Below are 21,635 nucleotides of genomic sequence, written 5' to 3' on the forward strand. Positions count from 1 at the left end.
GGGGAAACGGGGCGGAAGGGGTCAGCTCCCGCCCTCCCGGAAGGTGCCGAGGACGGCGGCCAGCGCCCGCTCGTTCTCGGTGTCGCCCCAGTCACCGGCCGGCGTCGTCCAGCGCAGCGAGAAGCTGCGTCCCCCGCCGAGCAGGAAGCCGCGGCCGAAGGTGCGGACCCGGGCGCCGTCGTCCCGGGCCAGCCACTCCATGTCCGCCGCCTCGCGCCCCCGGTAGGTCGTCGCGCTGATGTCGCCGATCCGCCGGTAGTCGCCGGAGCGGGCGAGGCCCGGCTCCACGTCGTCGCGCCAGACGGCCACCGGGTCGTCGCCCGCGCGCCTGCTGTAGGTGACGGCGAGCGTGCGCGGGTCGCCGGAGGCACCGAAGACGACCCGGTAGGCGCCGTCCGGCACCCGTGCGGTGTCCAGCCGCCGCCAGCCTTCGGGAAGGGCGACGGAGAAGCCCTCCGGCGCGTCGTAGCGGCGGAACCCGGCCGGTGGTGGGGGGCCGGGCGGCGAGGACGAGGCGCTCGCGCCCGGCGGGCCGGTGGGGGAGGAGGGCGCGGAACCGGTGGGCGGGGCGGCGGGTGCGGAGGGGCGCTGCCCGGCGCCGGTGGTGGGGGAGGAGGGACGCTGCCCGGCGCCGGTGGCGCCGTCGCCCGTACCGGGGAGCCGGCCGGTGACGGCGAGGACGGTGACCGCGACCGTGACGAGGGCCAGGGCGATCCCGGCGACGACGGTCCCTCGCGGCCGGTCGCCGCCCGCGCTCCGGACGACGGCGTATCCGCCGCGCGGCCCGGGCCGGTTCTCCTCGCCCGCGGACGCTTCGGGCTCCTCCGCCAGCGCCCGGGCGAGGGCCGCCCGCACCACCGGGCGGGTCAGCCGCTCCCGCGAGTTCTTGCGCAACAGCCCCTGCACGGCCTGGGTGAGCGGACCCGCGCGCACCGGTGTGCGCAGCGGCAGCCGGTCCACGCCCCTCAGCGTCGCCTCGGGACGGCCCCGGTCACGGAACGGCGGACGGCCCTCGACCATGGTGTAGAGGATCGCGCCCAGCGTCCACAGATCGGCCGCGGGCCCGATCCGCTCGTCGCGGGCCTGCTCGGGCGAGGCGTACGCGGGCGCCGTCAGCCGGGGGGCGAGGGTGGCGCCGGCCAGCCCGAAACCGGTGACGACGACGGATCCCTCCTCGCGCACGAACACCTGCCCCGGGCTCAGCTCGCCGTGCGTCACGCCGTGCGCGTGCGCCGCCTCCAGCACGGCGAGCAACTCCAGGCCGACCCGTGCGGCCCGGGCATGGCCGAACGCGCCCCGGCGGTCGAGGAGGTCGCCGAGCGGAACGCCGCCGACCCACTCGGACACCGTCCACAGCGTGCCGTCCACGACCATCGCGTCCGAAACCGCGGCGATCCGCCCGGGGCACAGCGACGCCATGGCCGCACCGGTGCGGATCACCCGGCCTGGAGCCCGGCGGCCGGTCTCGCCGGCCCGGTCCGGCGGCAGCGCGATCTGCGTGACCAGGCACGGACGGCCGGTCGTGGCGTCCTCGCCGGACCAGCAGACGCGGTTCGTCTCGCGCTGGACGACCTCGAACAGGCGGTAGCGCCCGGCGACCCGCTCGTGTGGGGAGACGTGCGCCCTGACCATGGCCATCCCTCGTTCGCACCGTCGGCTCTCGGCTCGACCAGGGGTACGTCCAGGGGGCCGGGATGCGTTCAGCGAACGCGCCTTCCGGCCCGCTTTCTGACCCTTCTTCAAAAAGCGGGCGCCTCGGCGCGGGGTTCGGCCCGGAGTCAGGGCGTCAGCGCAGTCCGAAACGGTCCGCCCACCCCGCCATGTCCGTCACCGTGGCGTTGCCGCCGCACACCACGAGCCCGATCCGGGCGCCGTCACCCACCCGCTCCACCACCCGCCGGGCCGCCGGCAGCAGACAGCCGGCGGCCGGCTCGGTCCACACCTTGGCGTGCTCGGCGAGCGCGAGCGAACCCCCGACCGCCTCCCGGTCCGGCACCACGAGCACCTCGGTGACCAGCTCCGCCACATGGTCGTACGTCAGCTGCGAGACGGACGGCGCGCTGAGCGTCGTGACGACCGACGACAGCGGCACCGCCAGCGGCCCGCCCGCCGCCAGCGCCCGGGACATGGCCTCGGCGCCCTCGGTCTCCACGCCCCAGACCCGCACCCCCGGCCGCAGCGCCCGCAGCGCCGCCGCCACGCCCGCGATCAGCCCGCCGCCCCCGATGCTCACCAGCACGTCGGTGAGGTCGGAGGCGTCCTCGGCGAACTCCAGCCCCACGGTGCCCTGGCCCGCGATCACCACGGGGTCGTCGAAGGGGTGCACCAGGGTCAGCCCCTCCTCGCGCAGCCGGGTGACCAGCGCGAAGGCGCTGTCCATGCCGTCGGTGAGGCGCACCACGGCGCCCGCCTCCTCGGCGATCTCCACCGAACGGGCCGGCGCCGTGCGCGGCATGACCACCGTGGCCTTCACGTGCAGGGCGGCTGCCATCACCGCCACCGCGATGCCGTGGTTGCCGCCGCTGACCGCGACGACACCGGCGGCCCGCTCGGCCTCGGTCAGCGACAGCAGCTTCGCCGTCGCGCCGCGCGCCTTGAACGAACCGGTCCGCTGGAGCAGCTCCAGCTTCGCGGTGACCGGGACGCCGAGCAGCGCGGACAGCCCCGGGCTGGGCACGGTCGGGGTGCGTACGACATGTCCGGCGATCCGCTCGGCCGCGGCTTCGATCTCCGTGATCGCGATCAAGGCAGTCTTCCTTCCGGCGCGGGCGGTGATCCGCGCCCGTTCGCAGCCTTTCGCGCGAGGTCCCCAAGGTCAACAAGTCCCGGGGCGGAGAGGGCTCAGTGCTGCTGCGTCTTCTGCGGCGTCGCCTCGCTCGGCCGTACGACGACGAAGCCCTCGCCCTGGAGCACCAGCTGGACCGCCTCGCCCGAACCGCCGCGCAGCATCGAGCCGATGGACTGCGAACGGTGCAGCGAGGTCGCCAGCCCCGCGGACCAGCCGACGATCGCGTCCGTGTCCACGTGGACGGGGTACTGGTGCGAGACCGGGATGACCAGCGGGTCGCCCTCGCACACCAGGCCCAGCCTGCCGTGGCCGGTGAACACGCTGTTGAACAGCCCGCCGCCGGCGATGCCCGAGCCCTTCACGGTGGCGATGCGGTACGACAGCGACGCGTCGAAGCACAGGACGTTGCGGCCGTTGACCGTGAACTCGTCACCCGGCTCGACCTCGACGATGAAGCAGTTCTGGGCCTCGTTGGCGAACCAGGCCTCGCCCTGTCCGCGCACCGCCATCAGCGGCAGCCCCTCCCCGGTGACCGCGCGCTTGAGCATGCCGCCCACGCCCTGGCCCTTGCGCTCGAACTGGAGACTGCCCCGGTAGGCGATCATCGCGCCCTGCCGGGCGAGCATCTCGCCGTTCACCGCGTACCGGATGCACTTGGAGTTCTCGACGGTCATGCCCGGCGCCGTGGCGGGCTGCACCATGTGCTCGCTGGAAAAGAGGTCACCCTTCATGACGGCATCCTGGCCCGGACCGTTCCGTTCCGCCAAGATCGGGCGGGACCGGGCTACGACGACGCGGCCTCCGGGGCGACGAGTCCCCGCCGGTGGGCGACCGCGACCGCCTCCGTGCGGCTCGCCGCGTCCAGCTTGGCGAGGATGTTCGACACGTGGACGCTCGCCGTCTTGGCGCTGATGAACAGCTCCTCGCCGATCCGCCGGTTGCTGTGGCCCAGGGCGAGCAGCCGCAGCACGTCCCGCTCGCGGGCGGTCAGCACCGCGGCGCCCGCCCCGGCCGGCGCCGGGTCCGTGAGACGGCCGCGGCGGGCGAGGTCGTCGAGCCGTTCCCGCAGCAGCGTCGCGCCGAGCCGGTCGGCCTCCCGGCGCACGGCGTCCGCCTCGGCGGCCGCCTCCTCACGGCGGTCCGCCGCCAGCAGGGCCTCGGCCAGCCGCAGCCGGCACCGCGCGCGCTCGTAGGAGTCGCCGTAGGCGAAGGCGGCCACCGCCCTCTCCCACGCCGCCGGATCCGGCACGTCGGCGCCGGCCCGGGACCACTCGGCCTCCGCCCGCGCCAGCCAGGCCCGGCCCTCCGGGCCCTGCGGGGTGTCGTCGTAACCGTGCTCGGCGGACCAGCGGGCGTCGGCCAGGAGTTCCGCCGCCGTGTCCGTCCAGCGGGCCGCCCCGGCCGTGTCCCCGGCACGGCGCAGTTCGGACACCGTGTCGGCGACCGCGGCCAGTGCGAGGGTGGCGAGCCGGAGGGTCACGGTGGGCCGGGTGCCCGCCTCGGTGAGCGCCTCGACGCTGGACCGCATCCACCGCACGGCGTCCTCGGCGTCCCCGCGCAGTGCCGCCGCGTCGGTCAGCACGACGGCCGCGACCATCCGCGCCATCCAGTCGAACGGTCCCTCCAGCAGGGCCCTGGCCCGGTCGGCCGCCCCGAGGTCGCCGCGCGCCAGCGCCACGTACAGCCCGGGCCCGAGGGCGTGGCCGTCCACGGCCCGGCCCTCCCCGGCGTCCTCGGCGGACTCGCGCAGCACCTCGTCCCAGTGGCCCAGCGTGTACCGCACCAGCAGCCGCAGATACCGCATCTCCCGGGGATACGGCGAGGACAGCAGCCCGGCGCGGCGGGCCCGCTCCAGTCCCTCCGACGCCCAGGGCAGGCACTCCTCCAGATCACCCGACTCGAAGCAGCCGATGGCCAGGTTGAACAGCGCCCGCAGCTCCACCGGCGCGTTGCCGGCCCGCCGCGCCAGCTCGCGTGCCTCGAGCAGCCGCTCACGGCCTTCGGGGGTGGCGCGGTTGTGGCCCTCCAGGCTCGTCAGGGAGATCAGCAGATCGGCGCGGGCGTCGGTGACCCCCAGCGCCTCGGCGGCCCGCAGCGCCCGTCGGGCCACCCGCCGCGCCGTCTCGTGCTCCCCGACCTGGCGGGCCGTCGACACGTGCGTGGCCGCCGCCCACACCCACGTCGAGGAGGGCGGCTCGGCGGGGATCAGGCCCAGCGCCTCGCTGCTGTAGGCGTAAGCGGCCTCCAGGTTGTCGACGTCCAGCAGATTGCCCGCGAGGGTGTAGCGGACCCGGGCGGCCAGCTCCAGGTCCGCGTCCTGGCCGAGGCCGGCCAGCGCGGACCGGGTGAGTGAGACCGCGCGGTGCAGCTCACCGGCGTGCACGGCGGCCGCCGAGGCGCGCAGCGTGAGCGTCACCGCGTCCGGTCCGGCGGGGCGCGCGGTCGCGTCGACCGCCGTCCACAGGTCGAGGGCCGCCTCGACGTGCCGCAACTCCTCGGCGGGCGCGCCGATCCGCTGGGCGTGGTCGGCGGCCTCCAGGGAGGCGGCGAGCGCCTCGGGCAGGTCGTGGCTCTCGCGGTTGTGGTGGGCGCGCTCGGCCGCGCTGTCCGGGCGTCGGCCGGGACCGGCGAGCAGCCGGGCGAACGCGCCGTGCAGCCGGGCCCGTTCGCCGGGCAGCAGATCGGCGTAGACCGCCTCCCGGGCGAGCGCGTGCCGGAAGGAGTACGTGTCCCCGTCGCCGGACACCAGCAACTGCCGCTCCACCGCCTCGCGCAGCGCCGACTCCAGTTCCTCCTCGGGCAGCCCGACGGCGTCCCGCAGCAGGTCGTGTCCCACCCGGCGCCCGGCGACGGCCGCGGTGCGCAGCGCCTGCTGGGCGGTCTCGGACAGCTGCTCGAACCGGATGAGCAGCACGTCGGCCAGCCCGCTGGGCACACCCGAGGCGGGCACGTCGGTGGCGGCGACCAGCTCCTCGGCGTAGAAGGCGTTGCCCTCGGCCCGTTCCACGATCCGGCGCACGGTGGTGTCCGGCAGCCGTTGCTCCCGCAGCGAGCGCACCAGCCGGGCCACGTCGGCGTCCGGGAGCGGACGCAGCTCCAGCCGCTCCACCGAGGGCAGGCGCACCAGCTCCGCCAGCAGCGGGCGCAGCGGATGGCGGCGGTGCAGGTCGTCCGCGCGGTACGAGGCGAACAGCGCGAGGCGGTGGCCGGGTGTCCCGCCCGCCGGCCGCTGCAGTACTCCCCGGCTGAGCAGGAACCTCAGCAGGTCCCGGGAGGACTGGTCGGCCCAGTGCAGATCCTCCAGGACCAGCAGCAGGGGCGCGGTGTCCGCCAGCTCGGTCAGCAGGGCGGCCACGCCCTCGAAGAGCCGCAGCCGCGAGGGCGCGGCGTCCGTTGCGTCGTCCGGGCCGCCGCCGAGCAGTCGCTCGGCCACCGGATGGCCGGCCAGCACGGAGGCGAACCGCTCGTCGGCCGCCAGCACGCCCAGGATCTCGGTGAACGGCAGATACGGCAGACCCACGTCCCCCAGGTCCACGCAGTGACCGGTGAGCACGGTCGTCCCGGCCGCGGCGGCGCGTGCGGCGACCTCGTCCAGGATCCGCGTCTTGCCGACCCCGGCGTCCCCGGCGACGAGCACCGCGCGGGCCTCGCCGGCGCGGGCGCGGTCCAGTACGCCGGCGAGACGCGCGAGTTCGTCCTCGCGGCCGACGAGCGGGCTGGTGAGAGAGGTCAGCGGCACGCCGCCCATCCTGACACGCGGGCCGGACGGCGGGCCTCCCCGTTTCCCGGACCTGCGGCCGGGTCAGCGGTGGAGGGCGCTCGCCCAGTCGGCCGGGACCCGGCCCGCCGGGCCGGGCGACGGCTGGTCGTCCGGGTGGCTGGCGGGCGGGGCGAGGTCCGGGCCCGACGCGCGCACCTCGTCGGTGGCGTAGTCCCAGAACCAGTCCTCGCCCGGTTCGAAGCTCTGCACCACCGGGTGCCCGGTGGACCGGTAGTGGCCGGTCGCGTGCTGCCCGGGGGAGCTGTCGCAGCAGCCGACGTGGCCGCAGCTCGCGCACCGCCGCAGGTGGAACCACCAGCCGCCGGCCGCGTCGCACTCGGCGCAGCCCGTGCCGCTCGGCGGGACGTTGGGGTCGATTCCGGTGTCGCTGGTCATACCGGCTCCTCGGTGGCGTCGACTGGATCGGTCGGATCGGGTTGCGCGGCGGTGAGCGGCAGGAGCACCTGGAAACGGGTGTCGCCCGGCTCGGACTCGGCCTGGAGGCTGCCGTGGTGCTTGTCGACCACGATCCGCCAGGAGATGTCCAGGCCGAGCCCGGTGCCCTCGCCCACGGGCTTGGTGGTGAAGAACGGGTCGAAGATCCGCCCCCGGACCTCCGGGGCGATCCCGGTGCCGGTGTCGCGGAACTCCACCAGCAGCCGGTCGTGGTGGAGCGCGGTCCGCACGGTGAGCGTCCCCTCGCCGCCCGCGTCGTTCACCGCGGCGACCGCGTTGTCGATCAGGTTGGTCCACACCTGGTTCAGTTCCGCCGGGTACGCCGGGATCCGCGGCACCGTACGGTCGTACTCCTTGACGACCTCGATCCGCGGGCCGATCTTGCCGGAGAGCATCAGCAGGGTGCTGTCGAGCAGTTCGTGCACGTCGACCGTGCGGTAGGGCGCCCGGTCGAGCTGCGCGTACTGCTTGGCGGCGTCCACCAGGTGCGAGATGCGGGCGGTGGAGTCCGCGATCTCGTTCATCAACAGCTCGGTCTCGACCGTGTAGTTGAGCCAGCCGACCGCTCCGGGCAGGATCTCCGGGTCCACGGCCGCCGCGACCTGCTCCAGCCACTCGGTGTCGAGGCCGGCCTGCACGAAGGTCGGCGCCAGCTGCCAGCCCTGCTCGATCCCGTGGTCGTCCAGCCAGTCGGAGAGGGCGTCCTCCCGGTCGGCCGCCTCCAGCGGACTGAGCGAGGGAGCCTTGGCGACCCGCTCCGCCGTGCGCTCCTGGATCTCGATGAGCCCCGCGAGCGCGTCCCGGGAGAACGGACCCTCGGCGATCACGGCGAGCTTGTGGCGCATCTTCGCCACCCGCTCCCGCAGCGTCGAGGTGGCCCGCACCGCGGCCGCCGCCGGGTTGTTCAGCTCGTGGGTGAGACCCGCGGACAGCGAGCCCAGCGCCAGCAGCCGCTCGCGCTGCCCGATGGTGCGCTGGGTGTTCTTGGAGCCGAAGAACAGCCCCTCCAGCAGGTGCACCGCCATGGGGAACCACTCCCGCATGACGGCCGCGAAGGTGTCCGCCGGGAGCACGAAGAACCGCGTCGGCACGGTGACCCGCATCGAGTTGGTGTAGACCTGCGGCACCCGGTCGCCGACGTACGCCTGCATCGCGCCCGCGTACACCCCGGGCTGCGAGGTGCGGTTGGTCTCCACGTCGTCCGCGCCGACCCGGCGGGACAGCACGACCGAGCCCTCCAGCATCACGTAGAAGCACGTGGCGTCCTCGCCCTCGGTGTACACCGGACCGGGCTCGAACAGCTCCACCCGGCCCTCGGCACACAGCCGGCCCAGCTGCTCGGGCGTCAGCTTCTCGAACAGGAAAAGCTTCCCGATCTCCGCGGGGCTGCACGGCATCGGCCGGCCGCTCACGACTGCTCCAGGTAACGGTGGACGAGCATCACGGCCATGGCTCCCTCTCCGACGGCGGACGCGACCCGCTTGGCGGACTCCGCGCGGGCGTCGCCCGCCACGAACACGCCCGGGACGCTGGTCTCCAGGTGGTACGGCGGCCGGTCCAGCTCCCAGCCGGCCGGCGGCCGCCCGTCGGGCGTCAGATCGGGCCCGGCGAGGATGAACCCGCGCTCGTCGCGCAGCACCGTGCCGTCCAGCCAGTCGGTCAGCGGGGCCGCGCCGATGAACACGAACAGCCACTGCGCGTCGACGAGTTCGGTGGCGCCGCTGTCCGCGTCGCGCAGCGTGAGCCGCTCCAGGTGGCCGTCGCCGTGCGCGCCCTCGACGACGGTGGAGCAGCGCACCCGGATGTTGGGCGTCTGATCGATCTGCTGGATCAGGTAGTACGACATCGACGCCTCCAGGGAGCCGCCGCGCACCAGCAGCGTCACCGACTTGGCGCCCCGGGCCAGATACATCGCCGCCTGCCCGGCCGAGTTGGCCCCGCCCACGATGTACACGTCGTGGCCCTGGCAGGAGGCCGCCTCGGTCAGCGCCGAGCCGTAGAAGACCCCGCAGCCGGCCAGGTCCTCGGTGCCCGGCGCGGTCAGCTGCCGGTAGGAGACGCCGGTCGCCAGGATGACGCTGTGCGCGGCGATCGCCGAGCCGTCCGAGAACCGTACGACGCGCGCAGCGCCGTTCGCCTCCAGGCCGGTCACCTCGCGCGCGGTGAGGATCTCGGCGCCGAACTTCGCCGCCTGGCGCCGGGCCCGCTCGGTGAGCTGGCCGCCGGAGACGCCGTCGGGGAAGCCCAGGTAGTTCTCGATGCGCGAGCTCTGCCCGGCCTGCCCACCGGTCGCGGACCGCTCCACCAGCACCGTGCGCAGCCCCTCCGAGGCCCCGTACACGGCCGCGCCGAGCCCGGCCGGGCCGCCGCCGATCACCACCAGGTCGTAGAAATCGGCCGTCGGCGTGGTCGCCAGGCCCACCCGGGCGGCCAGCTCGGGCGCCTCCGGCTCCACCAGCGGGGTCCCGTCCGGGGTGATCACCACCGGCAGCCGCTGCCCGTCCTGCCCGGCCGCCGACAGCAGCCGCCGCCCCTCCGGCTCGTCGGAGGAGTACCACCGGTACGGCACCTGGTTGCGGGCCAGGAACTCCCGGACCTCCGAGGACCGCGCCGACCAGCGGTGCCCGACGACCTTCGTGCTGGGCACCGGGCGGTGGTCGCCCGAGCGCCAGGCCTGGAGCAGGTCGTCCAGGACGGGATAGAGCTTCTCCTCGGGCGGGTCCCAGGGCTTGAGCAGGTAGTGGTCCAGATCCACGACGTTGATCGCGTCGATCGCCGCGTTGGTGTCCGCATAGGCCGTCAGCAGCACCCGCCGGGCACCCGGGTACACGTCGAGGGCCTGCTCCAGGAACTCGATGCCGTTCATCTGCGGCATCCGGTAGTCGGCGAGGATCACGGCCACCAGATCGCCGCGCAGCTTCAGTTCCCGCAGTGCGTCGAGCGCCGACTCCCCGGACTCCGCGCGCACGATCCGGTACGTCGCGCCGTAGCGCCGCCGCAGGTCGCGGGCGACGGCACGGGACACCCCCGGATCGTCGTCCACGGTCATGATGACGGTCCGTGTCTCCCCGTCGGCCTGTGCCATGCGTCCCCCACGTCGAGCGGCCGGGTTCACGGCACGGCGTCCCCGTCACCGCACCGGCCTGCAGCCCATCGTATGTTCGATCGCCGCGTCCCGCTCAGGCAGCGGAGCGGCACCGGTGCCGACCGGCTCCCCTGCGCGGCGACCGGGACGGCGTGGGGAAGACTGGGCGTCATGAACGACGTGACCGCGACACAGGGAGGGACCCGCATGACGCGCCCGATCACGGCCGGCCTGGACGGTTCGGAGGAGAGCCTGGCCGCACTGGCCTGGGCGGCGAGGGAGGCGGTCCGCCGCGATGCCCCGCTCCACGCCGTGCACGCCTGGCGGTTCCAGGACCGGGGCGTGGCCGGCACGGTGACCCGCCAGACCCAGGAGGGGTGGGCGCGGGACACCCTCGCCTCGGCGGTCGGCACCGTCACCGAGCGCCACCCCGGCCTCACGGTCACCACCGACCTGCGCGAGGGCGACGCCGTCGCGGCCCTGCTCGCCGCCGCCGGCGAGGCCGAGACGCTGGTCCTCGGCTCGCGCGGCCACGGACCCGTCGTCGGCTTCCTGCTCGGCTCGGTCGGCCGGCAGGTGATCGCCGAGGCGCCCGGGCCGGTCGTCCTCGTGCGGGCCGGGGGCGAGGCGAGCGCCGAGGCGGCCGGCCGCGAGGTCGTCGTGGGCCAGCAGGGCGAACCCGAGGACAGCGCCGACGTCATCGGGTTCGCGTTCGAGGCCGCCGCCGCGCGGGGCGCCACCGTGCGCGCCGTGCGGGCCTGGGCACTGCCGACCGTCTTCACCTACAGCCCGGCCTCCATGGCGCTCGCCGACGAGGCCGGGGGCCTGGAGCAGTACGAGCGCAAGGCGCTCGGCGAGGCGCTCGCACCGTGGCGCGAGCGCTTCCCCGACGTCCCGGTGGTCGAGCACGTGGAGATGGGCAGCGCCGGCCAGGTGCTGCTGTCGGTGGCCGGGAGCGCCCAGCTGATGGTCGTCGGCCGCCGCGCCCGGCGCAGCGCCGTCGGGGCCCGGATCGGCTCGGTGGCGCACGGCGTGCTGCACCACGCCACGTGCCCCGTGGCGGTGGTCCCGCACCGGTGAGGACCCGATGGGGGACGCCGTTCAGTCCGCCGTGGGCTGCAGCGTCTCCCGCGCCCTGGGCAGGATGTTGACGATGTAGTCCTCGACCGCCGTGTCCAGGCCGATGTCGTGCTGGGCCCGCTCGGAGAGGTACCAGCGGTGCTCCAGCAGTTCGTGGTAGATCTCCGCCGGGTCCATCGCGCCGCGCAGCTCCACCGGAACGGCGCGCACGGTGGGCCGGAAGACCTCACGCACCCAGCGGTGGGCGAGGACCTCGGGGCGGGCACCGAGCGGGTCGCCCGGGGCGTAGTCGTCCTGGGTGGCCATCCAGGACTCCAGGTCGTTCAGCAGCCGCCTGGCCTGGTTCTCCTCGGCGTCCAGGCCCGTCAGGCGCAGCAACTGGCGCTGGTGGTGGCCGGCGTCGACGACCTTGGGCACGAAGGTGACCGAGTCGCCGTTGGAGGCGTGCTCGATCTGCATCTCGGCCACGTCGAAGCCGAGGTCGTTCAGGCGCCGGATCCGGCGCTCGATGTAGTGGTACTTGCCCGCCGGATAGACGGAGGTGCGGGTCAGCTCCTCCCACAGGCTCCGGTAGCGGGCGCATATCTCCGTGCCGAAGTCGACCGGGTCGACGGAGGGGTGCAGCGCCCCGGACGCCTCCAGGTCGAGCAGCTCGCCGCTGATGTTGACCCGGGCCAGGTCGAGGTCGTAGTCGCGCTGCCCGGGGCTCAGCCGGGGGTGCAGCTCCCCGGTCTCGGCGTCGACCAGGTAGGCGGCGTAGGCGCCCGCGTCGCGCCGGAAGAGCGTGTTGGACAGCGAGCAGTCCCCCCAGGCGAACCCGGCCAGGTGCAGCCGCACGAGCAGCACCGCGAGGGCGTCCATCAGCCGGTGCATGGTCGCCGGGCGCAGCGTCGTCTCGAACATCGACCGGTACGGCTGTGAGCCGCCCAGGTGCCGGGTGACCAGCACCGGCTCCAGCGCGCCGCCCGCGGCGTCCGTGCGGCCCGTGATCACGGCCAGCGCGTCCACCGCCGGGATGGCGAGCCGGTCCAGGTCCCGCAGCAGCTGGTACTCGCGCAGCGCGGGCCGTTCGGCCAGCTCCTTGACCGCGATCACCTCGTCCCCGGCGCGCGCGTAGCGCACCACGTGCCGGGAGATGCCGCGGGGCAGCGGCACGAGGTACTCCTCGGGCCACTGCTCCAGCGGCAGCTGCCAGGGCAGTTCGAGCAGGAGCGCGGGGTGCTCCGGATTGGTGGCACTGATCTGCAAGGCCATGCCCCGACTCTAGAGCGCCCGCTCCCGGGCCAGGTCCGCGGCGTCCTTCACCGGCCCCTGGTGGAGCGGCCCGTGGCCGGGGAGCAGCAGGTCGCCCTCCAGCCCGGCGACGACGTCGAGCGAGGCGATCGCGCGCGTACGGTCGTGGTGGAACAGGTCGGGCAGCAGCTGCGGCCCCTCGATCCGGGAGATGGCGTGCCCGCTGACCAGCGCGTCCCCGGAGATCACCACCCCGGCGTCCGGGAGGTGGTAGACGCAGTGGCCGTCGGTGTGCCCGGGCGTGTGCACCGGTACGGGACGGCCGGGCAGGTCCAGGGCGCCGTCCGCCGGGAAGGCCGCGGGCACGGTCACCGGGTGCTGCTCGGTGCCGCCGGCGCGCAGCACGTGCCGCATCCACGGCAGTACGCCGGGCCGCCAGGCGTTGCGCAGCACGGTGCCGACCGACACCTGCTGGAGGTGGTCGCGCCGGGCGTGCGGGACCTCGGCCTCGTGCAGGAGGACCGGGGTGCCGTGGGTGGCCCGCAGGTACTCGGCCGAGCCCAGGTGGTCGTTGTGGGCGTGGGTGATCAGCACCGCGGCCACCGCCTCGGGCGAACTCCCCACGGCGGCCAGGGAGTCGAGCAGCGCCCGGCGGTCGCCGGGGTAGCCGGTGTCGACGAGCGTCACCGCGTCGCCGTCGGTGAGGATGACCCAGTTGGTGTTGCCGCCGTGCACCAGGTAGGTGCCGTCGGCCACTTGCCGTACGTCCGCGCTCATGGTCTCCCGCGTCTCAGGTTGGTTGCGCCGGCGAGGGACAGCCAACCAGAAACGGGGCGCGGACGGTTGCCCGGCCCTCAGCGCACGCCGTGCGGACGGAACTGGACGCTGATGCGGGGCCCGGCGGCGCGGGTGCTCTTGGGGACGCAGTGTTCCCAGGTGCGCTGGCAGGAGCCGCCCATCACGATCAGGTCGCCGTGGCCCAGCGGGCGGCGCACGGTCGCGCCGCCCCCGCCCGCCGGGCGCAGCAACAGGTCGCGGGGTGCGCCGACGGAGAGGATCGCGACCATCGTGTCCTGGCGCGCGCCGCGTCCGATCCGGTCGCCGTGCCAGGCGACGCTGTCCCGGCCGTCGCGGTAGTGGCACAGACCGGCGGTGGTGAAGGGCTCGCCCAGCTCCTCGGCGTAGTGCGCGGACAGGGCGTCGCGCGCCTCGGTCAGCAGCGGGTGCGGGAGTGGATCGGCCGCGCCGTAGAACGCCAGCAACCGGGGAACGTCGACGACGCGCTCGTACATCTCGCGCCGCTCCGCGCGCCAGGGGACCTCGGCGGCCAGCCGCTCGAACAGCGCGTCGGCCCCGCTCAGCCACCCGGGGAGCAGGTCGATCCAGGCCCCGGACCCCAGGTGGGTGCGGCGCAGCCCGTCGAGCGGCCCCAGCCGGACCTCGTCGGTCTGGTCGAAGAGCGAGCCCTGGAGATGCGTGGTCATGGGACCAGCGTACCCCTGTATCGAAACTGTGTTCTATTCACGTCCGTGAAGGACTGCGGAGGCCCGCGGTCCCCGTCGCAGCCCTTTCGATACACCGGTGCATCCGATACATTCACGCATCGAACCGAGCGAGGGGGCCCGGCATGACGGCGAAGGCGACCGGCGGGCGCGTGACCAGGCGGCGCGCGCACACCCGCGCCAACCTCCTGGACGCCGCGTTCGCCGTGTTCGCCGCCAAGGGGTTCGGGCGGGTCTCGATCGAGGAGGTCTGTGAGGCGGCCGGGTACAGCCGGGGCGCCTTCTACTCGAACTTCGACAGCCTCGACGAGCTGTTCTTCGCCCTCTACGAGCAACGGGCCGACCTGATCGCGGAGCAGGTGGCCGCCGCCCTCGCCTCCGACGGCCCCGGCCCGGACGTGCCGGCCGCCGTGGACCGGGTGACCGAGGTGCTGCTCCTGGACCGGGACTGGCTCCTGGTGAAGACGGACTTCCTGGTGCACGCCGCCCGCGACCCGCAGGTCGCCCGGACCCTGCTGGAGCACCGGGCCCGCCTCAGGCGGGCGATCGCCGACCGGCTCGCCCGGGCCCGCGGGCACACCGCCCTGCCCGCCGTGCCGGGCGACGTCGAGGGCGCAGCGCACGCCGTGGTCGCCGCGTACGACGGGGTCACCGTCCAGCTGCTCCTCGACCGGGACGTCGTCCGTGCCCGGGTGTGGCTGGGCCAACTGCTCACCGCGCTGCTCACCGACGGCAGCACGCGTCACTGACCCGAGGGTCACCGACACAACAAGAAGGGACGGTCGCCATGGATGCCGACGTCATCGTGGTCGGAGCGGGTCTCGCGGGGCTGGTCGCGGCCCACGAGCTGACCGGCCGGGGCCGCAGGGTCGCCCTGGTCGACCAGGAGAACGCGGCCAACCTCGGCGGGCAGGCCTTCTGGTCCTTCGGCGGCCTCTTCCTGGTCGACTCCCCGGAGCAGCGCCGCCTCGGCGTCAAGGACTCCTTCGACCTCGCCTGGAACGACTGGCAGGGCAGCGCCGCCTTCGACCGCACCGACGACGAGGACTCCTGGGCGGTGCGCTGGGCGCGGGCGTACGTCGAGTGGGCGGCGGGGGAGAAGCGGTCCTGGCTCGCCGGGCACGGCATCACCTTCCTGCCCACCGTCGGCTGGGCCGAACGCGGCGACCTCAGGGCCGGCGGCCACGGCAACTCCGTGCCCCGGTTCCACATCGCCTGGGGCACCGGCACGGGGGTCGTGGAGCCGTTCGTGCGGTACGCGAAGCAGGCCGTGCGCGACGGGCTGCTCACCTTCCACCACCGCCACCGCGTCGACCAGCTCGTCGTCGAGGGCGGCGTCGCGCGCGGGGTGCGCGGCACCGTCCTCGCCCCGGACGACGCACCGCGCGGCGTCGCCTCCAACCGCGAAGCGGCCGGGGAGTTCGAACTCACCGCCCAGGCCGTGATCGTCACCTCGGGCGGCATCGGCGCCGACCACGACATCGTCCGCCGCCACTGGCCCGAACGCCTGGGCACCCCGCCCGGCGAGATGGTCACCGGCGTCCCCGCCTACGTCGACGGACGGATGCTCGGCATCACCGCCGAGGCGGGCGCCCGCCTGGTCAACCGCGACCGCATGTGGCACTACACCGAGGGCGTGCGCAACTGGGACCCGATCTGGCCCGGCCACGGGATCCGCATCCTGCCCGGACCGTCCTCCATGTGGTTCGACGCGCTGGGCCGCCGGCTGCCCGAGCCGTACCTGCCCGGCTACGACACCCTGGGCACCCTGCGCCACCTGCGCACGGCCGAGGGCCTCGCGGAACACGACCACTCCTGGTTCGTCCTCACCCAGAAGATCGTCGAGAAGGAGTTCGCGCTCTCCGGCTCCGAGCAGAACCCCGACATCACCGCCAAGGACCGGGCCGGCTTCCTGCGCGAACGCGTGCTGGGCAAGGGAGCACCGGGTCCGGTGGACGCGTTCCTGCGACACGGCGCGGACTTCGTCACCGCGCCGGACCTGGAGCAACTGGTCGACAGGATGAACGCGTTGACCGACAAGCCCCTCCTGGACGCCGTCGCACTCCGGCGCCAGATCGAGGCGCGGGACCTGCAGTTGGCCAACCCGTACGCCAAGGACGCCCAGGTGCAGGGCATCCGCAACGCCCGCCGCTACATCGGCGACCGCCTCGGCCGCGTCGCCGCCCCGCACCGCCTCCTCGACCCGGCGGCCGGCCCGCTGATCGGCGTCAAGTTGCACATCCTCACCCGCAAGACCCTCGGCGGCATCCAGACCGACCTCGACTCCCGCGCCCTGGGCGCCGACGGCACTCCGGTCGAGGGCCTCTTCGCGGCCGGTGAGGTGGCCGGCTTCGGCGGGGGAGGGGTGCACGGGTACAACGCGCTGGAGGGCACCTTCCTCGGCGGCTGCCTGTTCTCCGGACGGGCGGCGGGCCGGGCCGCGGCACGGCAGACCGGCTGAGCGACGCGGGCCCGCGCCGGCTGCTCCGCCCCTCTCACCGCCGGCCGAGGAGGCGGAGCAGCACGGCGGCGTGGCTCCGGTCGGGGGACTTGGACGCGGTCAGCAGCTTCACGTCCCCTCGCCCGCCGCCCGCCGCCCGCCGCCCGCCGCCCGCCGCCCGCCGTACGCGGTCGAGGAGTTCGGCCGCCGCCGGGGCGGCCGGCTCGGCCTCGTACCGCCGTGCGAAGTTCTCGTAGGAGCCCTCGCCCGCGTGGTACCGGCGGCGCAGCTCGCTCGACGGGGTGAGCCCCTTGGGCCACTCGTCCACGTGCGCCGCGTCCCTGGCCACACCTCGGGGCCACAGCCGGTCCACGAGGGCGCGCACCCCGTCGTCCGGGTCCGGCGGCTCGTCGACACGGCGCACCCGCACGCTCACGACGGTCCTCCCGTGGCCGACGACGCTCTCGCGAACCTACGTCCGGCGCGGGCGCCCGGGTCAGCCGGACCTGCGGCGCGCTGCCTCGCGCCGCTTCAGCGCCCGGCGTTCCAGCTCGCTGGTCCCGCCCCACACGCCGATGGTCTGCCCCGTGTCCAACGCCCAGCGCAGACACTGCTCCCGCACCGGACAGGTCCGGCAGACCGCCTTCGCCTGCTCGGTCTGCAGTGCGGCCGGTCCCGTCGTGCCGATCGGGAAGAACAGGTCGGGGTCCTCCGTCCGGCATGCGGCGTGCTCTCGCCAGTTGTCCATCAAAGTCACCTGCGATCGGTTTCGTTCGCGCCCTCGTGCACGGCCTACTCCGTTGCGGGTGACCTGTCGGCAGCGGGCCGAAACCGGCGCGGATCCCACCCGTGGGCCCCGGTCCTACGGCCGCAGCGCCGACGCGGCGGCCGTCACCACCGCGTCCGCCACCGCGGCCAGCGCCGGGGAGTCGAGCTTCCACTGCTGCCAGTACAACGGGACGTCCACCGCCAGGTCCGGGGCGAAGCCGACGAGCCGGCCGCCGCGCAGCAGGGGCTCCGCCTGCGGCTGCGGGACCATGCCCCAGCCCAGTCCGGCGGCGACCGCCTCGACGAAGCCCTCCGAGGTCGGCACGTAGTGCCGCGCGGTACTCGCGCCGCCGTGACCGAGCCGTCGGGCGAAGGCGTCCTGGAAGTCGTCCCGCCGGTCGAAGACCACCACGGGAGCGCCGGCGACCGCCTCCCGCGGCGGCCCCGCCAGATGCCGGGCGGTGAAGTCCGGTGCGGCGCAGGGGAGATAGCGCATCCGGCCCAGCGCCCGCACCGTGCAGCCCGGCACCGGTTCGGGCGACGACGTCACCGCCGCCATCACCACGCCCTCCCGCAGCAACGTCGCCGTGTGGCCCTCGTCCTCGCGGCGCAGTTCGAAGCAGAGAGCGGGTTCCCGGGGGAGGCGGGTCAGGGCGGGCAGGAACCAGGTGGCCAGCGAATCCGCGTTCACCGCCACCGACACCCGGGTCGGCTCCCCCTCCCCGCGCAGGCCCAGCTCGGCCGAGGCGTCCCGCTCCAGCCGCGCCACCTGGCGTGCCAGCCGCACCAGCACGGCACCGGAGTCGGTCGCCCGCACCGGCTTGGTGCGCAGCAGCAGCACCCGGCCGGTGCGCTGCTCCAGCGCCTTCACCCGCTGACTGACCGCGGACGGCGTCACGTGCAGGGCGGCGGCCGCCGCGTCGAACGTGCCCTCGTCCACGACGGCCAGCAGGGTGCGCACATGGTCCAGCGGAAGTTCCGCGAAGGCCGTCGTCCCATTCATCATCACATTCGCTGATGATACGTAAGAATCTTTAGCTGTACGTCCCATGATCGTCCGCTTAGCGTCGTGGGCATGAACAACGCCCTCACGGCAGCCGCCGCCGGCTTCGGCACCGGACTCTCGCTCATCGTCGCCATCGGCGCCCAGAACGCCTTCGTTCTGCGGCAGGGGGCCCGCCGCGACGCGGTGCTCGCCGTGGTCGGCATCTGCGCGCTGTCCGACGCCGTGCTCATCGCCCTCGGTGTCGGCGGGGTCGGCGCCGTGGTGGTGGCCTGGCCGGGCGCGCTGACCGCCGTCGGCCGGATCGGCGGTGCCTTCCTGCTCGGCTACGGCGCCCTGGCCGCCCGGCGGGTGCTGCGTCCGTCGGGCGCGCTGCGGGCGGACGGCGACGCCGCGGGCTCCCGGCGCCGGGCCGTGCTCACCTGCCTGGCGCTGACCTGGCTCAACCCGCACGTCTACCTGGACACCGTCTTCCTGCTGGGCTCCGTCGCCGCCGACCGGGGGCCGCTGCGCTGGACCTTCGGCCTCGGAGCCGCGCTCGCCAGCCTGGTCTGGTTCGCCGCGCTCGGCTTCGGCGCCCGCTACCTCGGCCGCTTCCTGGCCCGGCCCTCGTCCTGGCGCGTCCTGGACGGCCTGGTGGCCGCCACCATGATCGTCCTCGGCGTCTCGCTGGTCGCCGGAGCCTGACCGCGGCCGGATCCGGCACACGCGTCCGGGCGGACTCGAACGGGCCTGCGATAGTGATCCCCGCAGTCGAAAGATGTATCGAGCATGTGGGAAGCGCGTGGACACGAGCGGGAGCAGCAGCGGGAGCGGCACCGAATCGCCGGCCAAGGACCCGGCGCCGGACGGGACACACCGGCGGGGGTGGCGCCGCTGGGCCATGGACACCCGCCCGCTGCGCCGCCCCGCCTACCGCAGGCTGTGGTCCTCGACCATCGTCACCGCCGTCGGCAGCCAGCTCACGGCGGTCGCCGTGCCCAAGCAGATCTACGACATCACCGGCTCCTCCGCCTGGGTGGGCGCCGCGAGCCTCGCCGGCCTGCTGCCGCTCATCGTGTTCGCGCTGTGGGGCGGCGCGGTGGCCGACACCATGGACCGCCGCAGACTGCTGCTGATCACCAACACCGGCATCGCCGTGACCTCGCTGCTCTTCTGGACACAGGCGGTCACCGGCATGGAGTCGGTCGGCGCCCTGATGCTGCTGCTCGCCCTGCAGCAGGCCTTCTGGGGCCTCAACGCCCCGGCCCGCAACGCCTCCATCGCGCGCCTGGTGCCCGAGGACGAGCTGCCCGCGGCGAACGCGCTCGGTTCGACCGTGATGCAGACCGGGCAGGTGGTCGGTCCGCTGCTGGCCGGTGCGCTGATCCCGTTGATCGGACTGCCCGAGCTGTACCTGATCGACGCCCTGGCCCTGTGCGTCACCGTGTGGGCGGTCTACCGGCTGCCCGCCCTGCCGCCCCTGGCCGGCACGGCGGTGCGGCGCGCGGGCGTGCGCGAGGTCGTGGCCGGCTTCCGCTACATCGCCGGGCACAAGGTGCTGCTGCTGTCCTTCCTGGCCGACATCGTCGCCATGGTCCTCGGCATGCCCCGCGCCCTGTTCCCGCAGCTCGCCGCCGAGACGTACGCGTCCTACGGCGAGGGGCTCGCGCTGGGCCTGCTGTTCGCGGCGATCCCCATCGGCGCGGTGGCCGGCGGGCTGTTCTCCGGCACCTTCTCACAGGCCCGCCGGCACGGCTGGATGGTGATCGGCGCGGTCGTCGTGTGGGGCGCGGCCATCACCGGCTTCGGACTGAGCGGCAGCCTGTGGCTCGCGGTGGCGTTCCTGGCCGTGGCCGGAGTCGCCGACATGGTCTCCATGGTGTTCCGCGGGACGATCCTGCTGTCCGCGGCCACGGACGAGATGCGCGGTCGGATGCAGGGCGTGTTCACCGTCGTCGTGGCGGGCGGCCCGCGCCTGGCCGACGTCCTGCACGGCGGCGCGGGCTCCGCCCTCGGCGCCCGGGAGGCCGTGGCCGGGGGCGGTCTGCTGGTCGTGGCGGTGATGCTGGCCCTGGCGGCCGCGATGCCGGCGCTGCGCCGCTACCGCGTCTGAGGGCACTTCACAGGGCGCCGCGGCCGTGCAGCGCGTAGTGCTCCATGAGCCGGCCCCGGGTGTTCTCCAGCCGGTGCGCGAGGATCTCCGCGACCGAGCGCACCAGCACGATGCCCAGCTGCGGGTCCCGCTCGCACAGGTCGAGCACCGCGGCCGCCTCGAACTCGTAGGCGCGCACCGGACTGAACGCCTCGGCGCCGAAGTCCCACTCGTAGGGCGGGAACAGCCACGACCAGCCGAGCAGGTCACCCACGCCGAGGGTGGCCACGGTGACTCGCTGCAGGGACGTCACCCGCTGGGTCAGGTAGACCGCGCCGGAGCGGACGACCCAGAAGCGGTCCGCCCTGCCTCCCGCCTCGAAGATCCGGTGGTCCTCCGGGAAGACGACCTCCTGGGCCAGCTCCATCAGCCGCGCGCGCTGGGGCAGGGGGAGGGCGGTCAGGAGTTTGATCGCTTTGGTCATGGCACGGGGCTCCTCGCCGGCGATTCGGATCCGGGGCTTTCCCTATGTCCATTTCAGTCGCTGCCGGTGCCCTGAGCACCTCGGCGGACGACGGGTCCCGTACGGATTCCGTGCGGGGCCCGGGGACGCAGGCGCGAGGTCGGGAGAAGGGCGTGAAAAAGCCCTGGCCGGACGGGGGAGGCCGGCCAGGGCCGTAAGCGGTGACCGCGGAGGACGTTTCGGTCGACTCCGTCGCCACGTATGGATGAACGCTAAACCATCTCCGGGTGTTCCGTGAAATCCGGTACCGGGCGAGTGAGCCGGTTCACTCGCCCTCCCCGGGCTCGCTCCTCAGCCGTCACGCTCCGCGACGACCCTGATCGTCTCCAGTGCCGGATCGGTCGGATCGGGTAGGTACATCCCGGCCTCCAGACCGCTGCGCGGATAGCGCAGGACCGGCTCGGCCAGCCGCTCACCCGGCAGGAGGGCCGGAATGCCCGGCGGATCCGCACCGCGCGCCTGCTTGTGCCCGGGCGGCGTGAACGACAGCCGCCCCTCGCGGCGGTATTCGACAAGGGCTTCCAGGACCGGTGCGCGGCGGTGGTCGGCTGACATGCCGCCCGGTTTCCTCGCCGTCGGTGCGTCAATCCGTCCCGCCGTCCCTCACCGCGCCCTCCGGCCCGGGGTCAGCACCTCGTCGAGCACCCGCAGCACGGCCTCGTAGGCCATCGTCCGCACCGCGGCCTCCCGGGAACCCTCCGGGTCGGTCGCCCGCAGCGCCTCGCTGCGCGCCCGCCAGCTCCGTTCCTCCTCCAGGGCACAGGCCCTCGCGCGGTGCATGCGACGCAGCAGTTCGTCCGAGTCCACAACATCCGTCATGCACTCCGCGTACCCCCGCACGGCGGCCGGATGGCTCTTGGGCCGCGCGGAGGACCGGAGGTTTGCCGGTACCGGCAGAGGTGAGCCGAGAGTGACAGGGCCGC

At 74.4% G+C, this 21,635-nt stretch carries 20 protein-coding genes and 1 pseudogene; 5 read left to right on the forward strand and 16 right to left on the reverse strand.

Features of this window, described 5'->3' with window-relative positions:
- Window positions 1–21: 21 nt before the first annotated feature.
- The 7 genes from AB0P07_RS06030 to AB0P07_RS06060 all read right to left on the reverse strand — a co-directional run bounded on the left by AB0P07_RS06030 (window position 22) and on the right by AB0P07_RS06060 (window position 10,089).
- Window positions 22–1,632 carry a serine/threonine-protein kinase gene (locus AB0P07_RS06030; protein WP_365545714.1) on the reverse strand — a complete coding sequence of 537 codons (1,611 nt, stop codon included), beginning with the start codon at window positions 1,630–1,632 and terminating at the stop codon, window positions 22–24.
- 154 nt (window positions 1,633–1,786) lie between these two features.
- Window positions 1,787–2,746 carry a threonine/serine dehydratase gene (locus tag AB0P07_RS06035; protein ID WP_365545716.1) on the reverse strand — a complete coding sequence of 320 codons (960 nt, stop codon included), beginning with the start codon at window positions 2,744–2,746 and terminating at the stop codon, window positions 1,787–1,789.
- Window positions 2,747–2,841: 95 nt separating this feature from the next.
- Window positions 2,842–3,519: an AIM24 family protein gene (locus AB0P07_RS06040; protein ID WP_365545719.1), complete on the reverse strand. Its 678-nt coding sequence runs from the start codon at window positions 3,517–3,519 to the stop codon at window positions 2,842–2,844.
- A gap of 53 nt (window positions 3,520–3,572) precedes the next feature.
- Window positions 3,573–6,536 (reverse strand): AAA family ATPase, encoded by a 2,964-nt coding sequence (locus AB0P07_RS06045; RefSeq protein WP_365545722.1) that lies wholly within the window; start codon window positions 6,534–6,536, stop codon window positions 3,573–3,575.
- A 54-nt stretch (window positions 6,537–6,590) separates the two neighbouring features.
- Window positions 6,591–6,944, reverse strand: a complete 354-nt coding sequence (locus tag AB0P07_RS06050; RefSeq protein ID WP_365545725.1) for a UBP-type zinc finger domain-containing protein — start codon at window positions 6,942–6,944, stop codon at window positions 6,591–6,593.
- Complete coding sequence (locus AB0P07_RS06055) at window positions 6,941–8,416, reverse strand: ATP-binding protein (RefSeq protein ID WP_365545727.1); 1,476 nt, start codon at window positions 8,414–8,416, stop codon at window positions 6,941–6,943. The genes AB0P07_RS06050 and AB0P07_RS06055 overlap by 4 nt, the downstream gene beginning before the upstream one ends.
- A complete protein-coding gene (locus tag AB0P07_RS06060) occupies window positions 8,413–10,089 on the reverse strand; it encodes an FAD-dependent oxidoreductase (RefSeq protein ID WP_365545730.1) in 1,677 nt (558 codons plus the stop codon). Before AB0P07_RS06060 ends, AB0P07_RS06055 begins: the two co-directional genes overlap by 4 nt.
- Window positions 10,090–10,296: 207 nt before the next feature.
- On the opposite strand from AB0P07_RS06060, the gene AB0P07_RS06065 reads away from it, so the two are divergent.
- On the forward strand, window positions 10,297–11,169 hold the full coding sequence (locus AB0P07_RS06065) for a universal stress protein (RefSeq protein WP_365545733.1): 873 nt from the start codon (window positions 10,297–10,299) through the stop codon (window positions 11,167–11,169).
- A 21-nt stretch (window positions 11,170–11,190) separates the two neighbouring features.
- Here AB0P07_RS06065 and AB0P07_RS06070 read toward each other — a convergent pair whose 3' ends face one another.
- The 3 genes from AB0P07_RS06070 to AB0P07_RS06080 form a co-directional block, all read right to left on the reverse strand.
- Window positions 11,191–12,423 (reverse strand): DUF4032 domain-containing protein, encoded by a 1,233-nt coding sequence (locus AB0P07_RS06070; protein ID WP_102928603.1) that lies wholly within the window; start codon window positions 12,421–12,423, stop codon window positions 11,191–11,193.
- Window positions 12,424–12,432: 9 nt separating this feature from the next.
- On the reverse strand, window positions 12,433–13,179 hold the full coding sequence (locus tag AB0P07_RS06075) for an MBL fold metallo-hydrolase (protein ID WP_365545737.1): 747 nt from the start codon (window positions 13,177–13,179) through the stop codon (window positions 12,433–12,435).
- 77 nt (window positions 13,180–13,256) lie between these two features.
- A complete protein-coding gene (locus AB0P07_RS06080) occupies window positions 13,257–13,886 on the reverse strand; it encodes an alpha-ketoglutarate-dependent dioxygenase AlkB (RefSeq protein ID WP_365545739.1) in 630 nt (209 codons plus the stop codon).
- Window positions 13,887–14,029: 143 nt separating this feature from the next.
- Between AB0P07_RS06080 and AB0P07_RS06085 the strand changes: the two genes are divergently transcribed.
- Window positions 14,030–14,653 carry a TetR/AcrR family transcriptional regulator gene (locus AB0P07_RS06085; protein ID WP_365545741.1) on the forward strand — a complete coding sequence of 208 codons (624 nt, stop codon included), beginning with the start codon at window positions 14,030–14,032 and terminating at the stop codon, window positions 14,651–14,653.
- Window positions 14,654–14,691: 38 nt separating this feature from the next.
- Window positions 14,692–16,365: an FAD-binding dehydrogenase gene (locus AB0P07_RS06090; RefSeq protein WP_365545744.1), complete on the forward strand. Its 1,674-nt coding sequence runs from the start codon at window positions 14,692–14,694 to the stop codon at window positions 16,363–16,365.
- Between the two features lie 34 nt (window positions 16,366–16,399).
- Here AB0P07_RS06090 and AB0P07_RS06095 read toward each other — a convergent pair whose 3' ends face one another.
- From AB0P07_RS06095 to AB0P07_RS06105, 3 genes are all read right to left on the reverse strand, one after another.
- Complete coding sequence (locus tag AB0P07_RS06095; protein ID WP_365545747.1) at window positions 16,400–16,780, reverse strand: DUF488 family protein; 381 nt, start codon at window positions 16,778–16,780, stop codon at window positions 16,400–16,402.
- Window positions 16,781–16,840: 60 nt separating this feature from the next.
- Window positions 16,841–17,092: a WhiB family transcriptional regulator gene (locus AB0P07_RS06100; RefSeq protein ID WP_115745645.1), complete on the reverse strand. Its 252-nt coding sequence runs from the start codon at window positions 17,090–17,092 to the stop codon at window positions 16,841–16,843.
- A 114-nt stretch (window positions 17,093–17,206) separates the two neighbouring features.
- Entirely contained in the window at window positions 17,207–18,118 is a 912-nt protein-coding gene (locus AB0P07_RS06105; protein WP_365545891.1) for a LysR family transcriptional regulator ArgP, read from the reverse strand.
- Window positions 18,119–18,187: 69 nt separating this feature from the next.
- Here AB0P07_RS06105 and AB0P07_RS06110 point away from each other — a divergent pair, with 69 nt between their 5' ends.
- Together AB0P07_RS06110 and AB0P07_RS06115 are read left to right on the forward strand one after the other, a co-directional pair.
- Window positions 18,188–18,802 carry a LysE/ArgO family amino acid transporter gene (locus AB0P07_RS06110; protein ID WP_365545750.1) on the forward strand — a complete coding sequence of 205 codons (615 nt, stop codon included), beginning with the start codon at window positions 18,188–18,190 and terminating at the stop codon, window positions 18,800–18,802.
- 73 nt (window positions 18,803–18,875) lie between these two features.
- Window positions 18,876–20,210 (forward strand): MFS transporter, encoded by a 1,335-nt coding sequence (locus AB0P07_RS06115; RefSeq protein ID WP_365545753.1) that lies wholly within the window; start codon window positions 18,876–18,878, stop codon window positions 20,208–20,210.
- A 7-nt stretch (window positions 20,211–20,217) separates the two neighbouring features.
- Here AB0P07_RS06115 and AB0P07_RS06120 read toward each other — a convergent pair whose 3' ends face one another.
- The 3 genes and pseudogenes from AB0P07_RS06120 to AB0P07_RS06130 form a co-directional block, all read right to left on the reverse strand.
- Window positions 20,218–20,673, reverse strand: a complete 456-nt coding sequence (locus AB0P07_RS06120; protein WP_365545756.1) for a cyclic nucleotide-binding domain-containing protein — start codon at window positions 20,671–20,673, stop codon at window positions 20,218–20,220.
- 330 nt (window positions 20,674–21,003) lie between these two features.
- A pseudogene (locus AB0P07_RS06125) lies at window positions 21,004–21,156 on the reverse strand (ornithine decarboxylase); the annotation flags it as partial.
- Window positions 21,157–21,315: 159 nt separating this feature from the next.
- Window positions 21,316–21,531: a hypothetical protein gene (locus tag AB0P07_RS06130; RefSeq protein ID WP_365545759.1), complete on the reverse strand. Its 216-nt coding sequence runs from the start codon at window positions 21,529–21,531 to the stop codon at window positions 21,316–21,318.
- Window positions 21,532–21,635 lie beyond the last annotated feature (104 nt).

The organism is Streptomyces sp. NPDC085944, from assembly GCF_040686295.1.
Taxonomy (GTDB): Bacteria; Actinomycetota; Actinomycetes; order Streptomycetales; family Streptomycetaceae; genus Streptomyces; species Streptomyces salinarius.

Bases quoted from the DNA above. Each gene is read 5' to 3' on its own strand.
- AB0P07_RS06030 (WP_365545714.1), bottom strand. From the start codon at position 1,632: ATGGTCAGGGCGCACGTCTCCCCACACGAGCGGGTCGCCGGGCGCTAC.
- AB0P07_RS06040 (WP_365545719.1), bottom strand. From the start codon at position 3,519: ATGAAGGGTGACCTCTTTTCCAGCGAGCACATGGTGCAGCCCGCCACG.
- AB0P07_RS06045 (WP_365545722.1), bottom strand. From the start codon at position 6,536: ATGGGCGGCGTGCCGCTGACCTCTCTCACCAGCCCGCTCGTCGGCCGC.
- AB0P07_RS06050 (WP_365545725.1), bottom strand. From the start codon at position 6,944: ATGACCAGCGACACCGGAATCGACCCCAACGTCCCGCCGAGCGGCACG.
- AB0P07_RS06060 (WP_365545730.1), bottom strand. From the start codon at position 10,089: ATGGCACAGGCCGACGGGGAGACACGGACCGTCATCATGACCGTGGAC.
- AB0P07_RS06065 (WP_365545733.1), top strand. From the start codon at position 10,297: ATGACGCGCCCGATCACGGCCGGCCTGGACGGTTCGGAGGAGAGCCTG.
- AB0P07_RS06070 (WP_102928603.1), bottom strand. From the start codon at position 12,423: ATGGCCTTGCAGATCAGTGCCACCAATCCGGAGCACCCCGCGCTCCTG.
- AB0P07_RS06075 (WP_365545737.1), bottom strand. From the start codon at position 13,179: ATGAGCGCGGACGTACGGCAAGTGGCCGACGGCACCTACCTGGTGCAC.
- AB0P07_RS06080 (WP_365545739.1), bottom strand. From the start codon at position 13,886: ATGACCACGCATCTCCAGGGCTCGCTCTTCGACCAGACCGACGAGGTC.
- AB0P07_RS06085 (WP_365545741.1), top strand. From the start codon at position 14,030: ATGACGGCGAAGGCGACCGGCGGGCGCGTGACCAGGCGGCGCGCGCAC.
- AB0P07_RS06090 (WP_365545744.1), top strand. From the start codon at position 14,692: ATGGATGCCGACGTCATCGTGGTCGGAGCGGGTCTCGCGGGGCTGGTC.
- AB0P07_RS06100 (WP_115745645.1), bottom strand. From the start codon at position 17,092: ATGGACAACTGGCGAGAGCACGCCGCATGCCGGACGGAGGACCCCGAC.
- AB0P07_RS06105 (WP_365545891.1), bottom strand. From the start codon at position 18,118: ATGATGAATGGGACGACGGCCTTCGCGGAACTTCCGCTGGACCATGTG.
- AB0P07_RS06110 (WP_365545750.1), top strand. From the start codon at position 18,188: ATGAACAACGCCCTCACGGCAGCCGCCGCCGGCTTCGGCACCGGACTC.
- AB0P07_RS06115 (WP_365545753.1), top strand. From the start codon at position 18,876: ATGTATCGAGCATGTGGGAAGCGCGTGGACACGAGCGGGAGCAGCAGC.
- AB0P07_RS06120 (WP_365545756.1), bottom strand. From the start codon at position 20,673: ATGACCAAAGCGATCAAACTCCTGACCGCCCTCCCCCTGCCCCAGCGC.
- AB0P07_RS06130 (WP_365545759.1), bottom strand. From the start codon at position 21,531: ATGACGGATGTTGTGGACTCGGACGAACTGCTGCGTCGCATGCACCGC.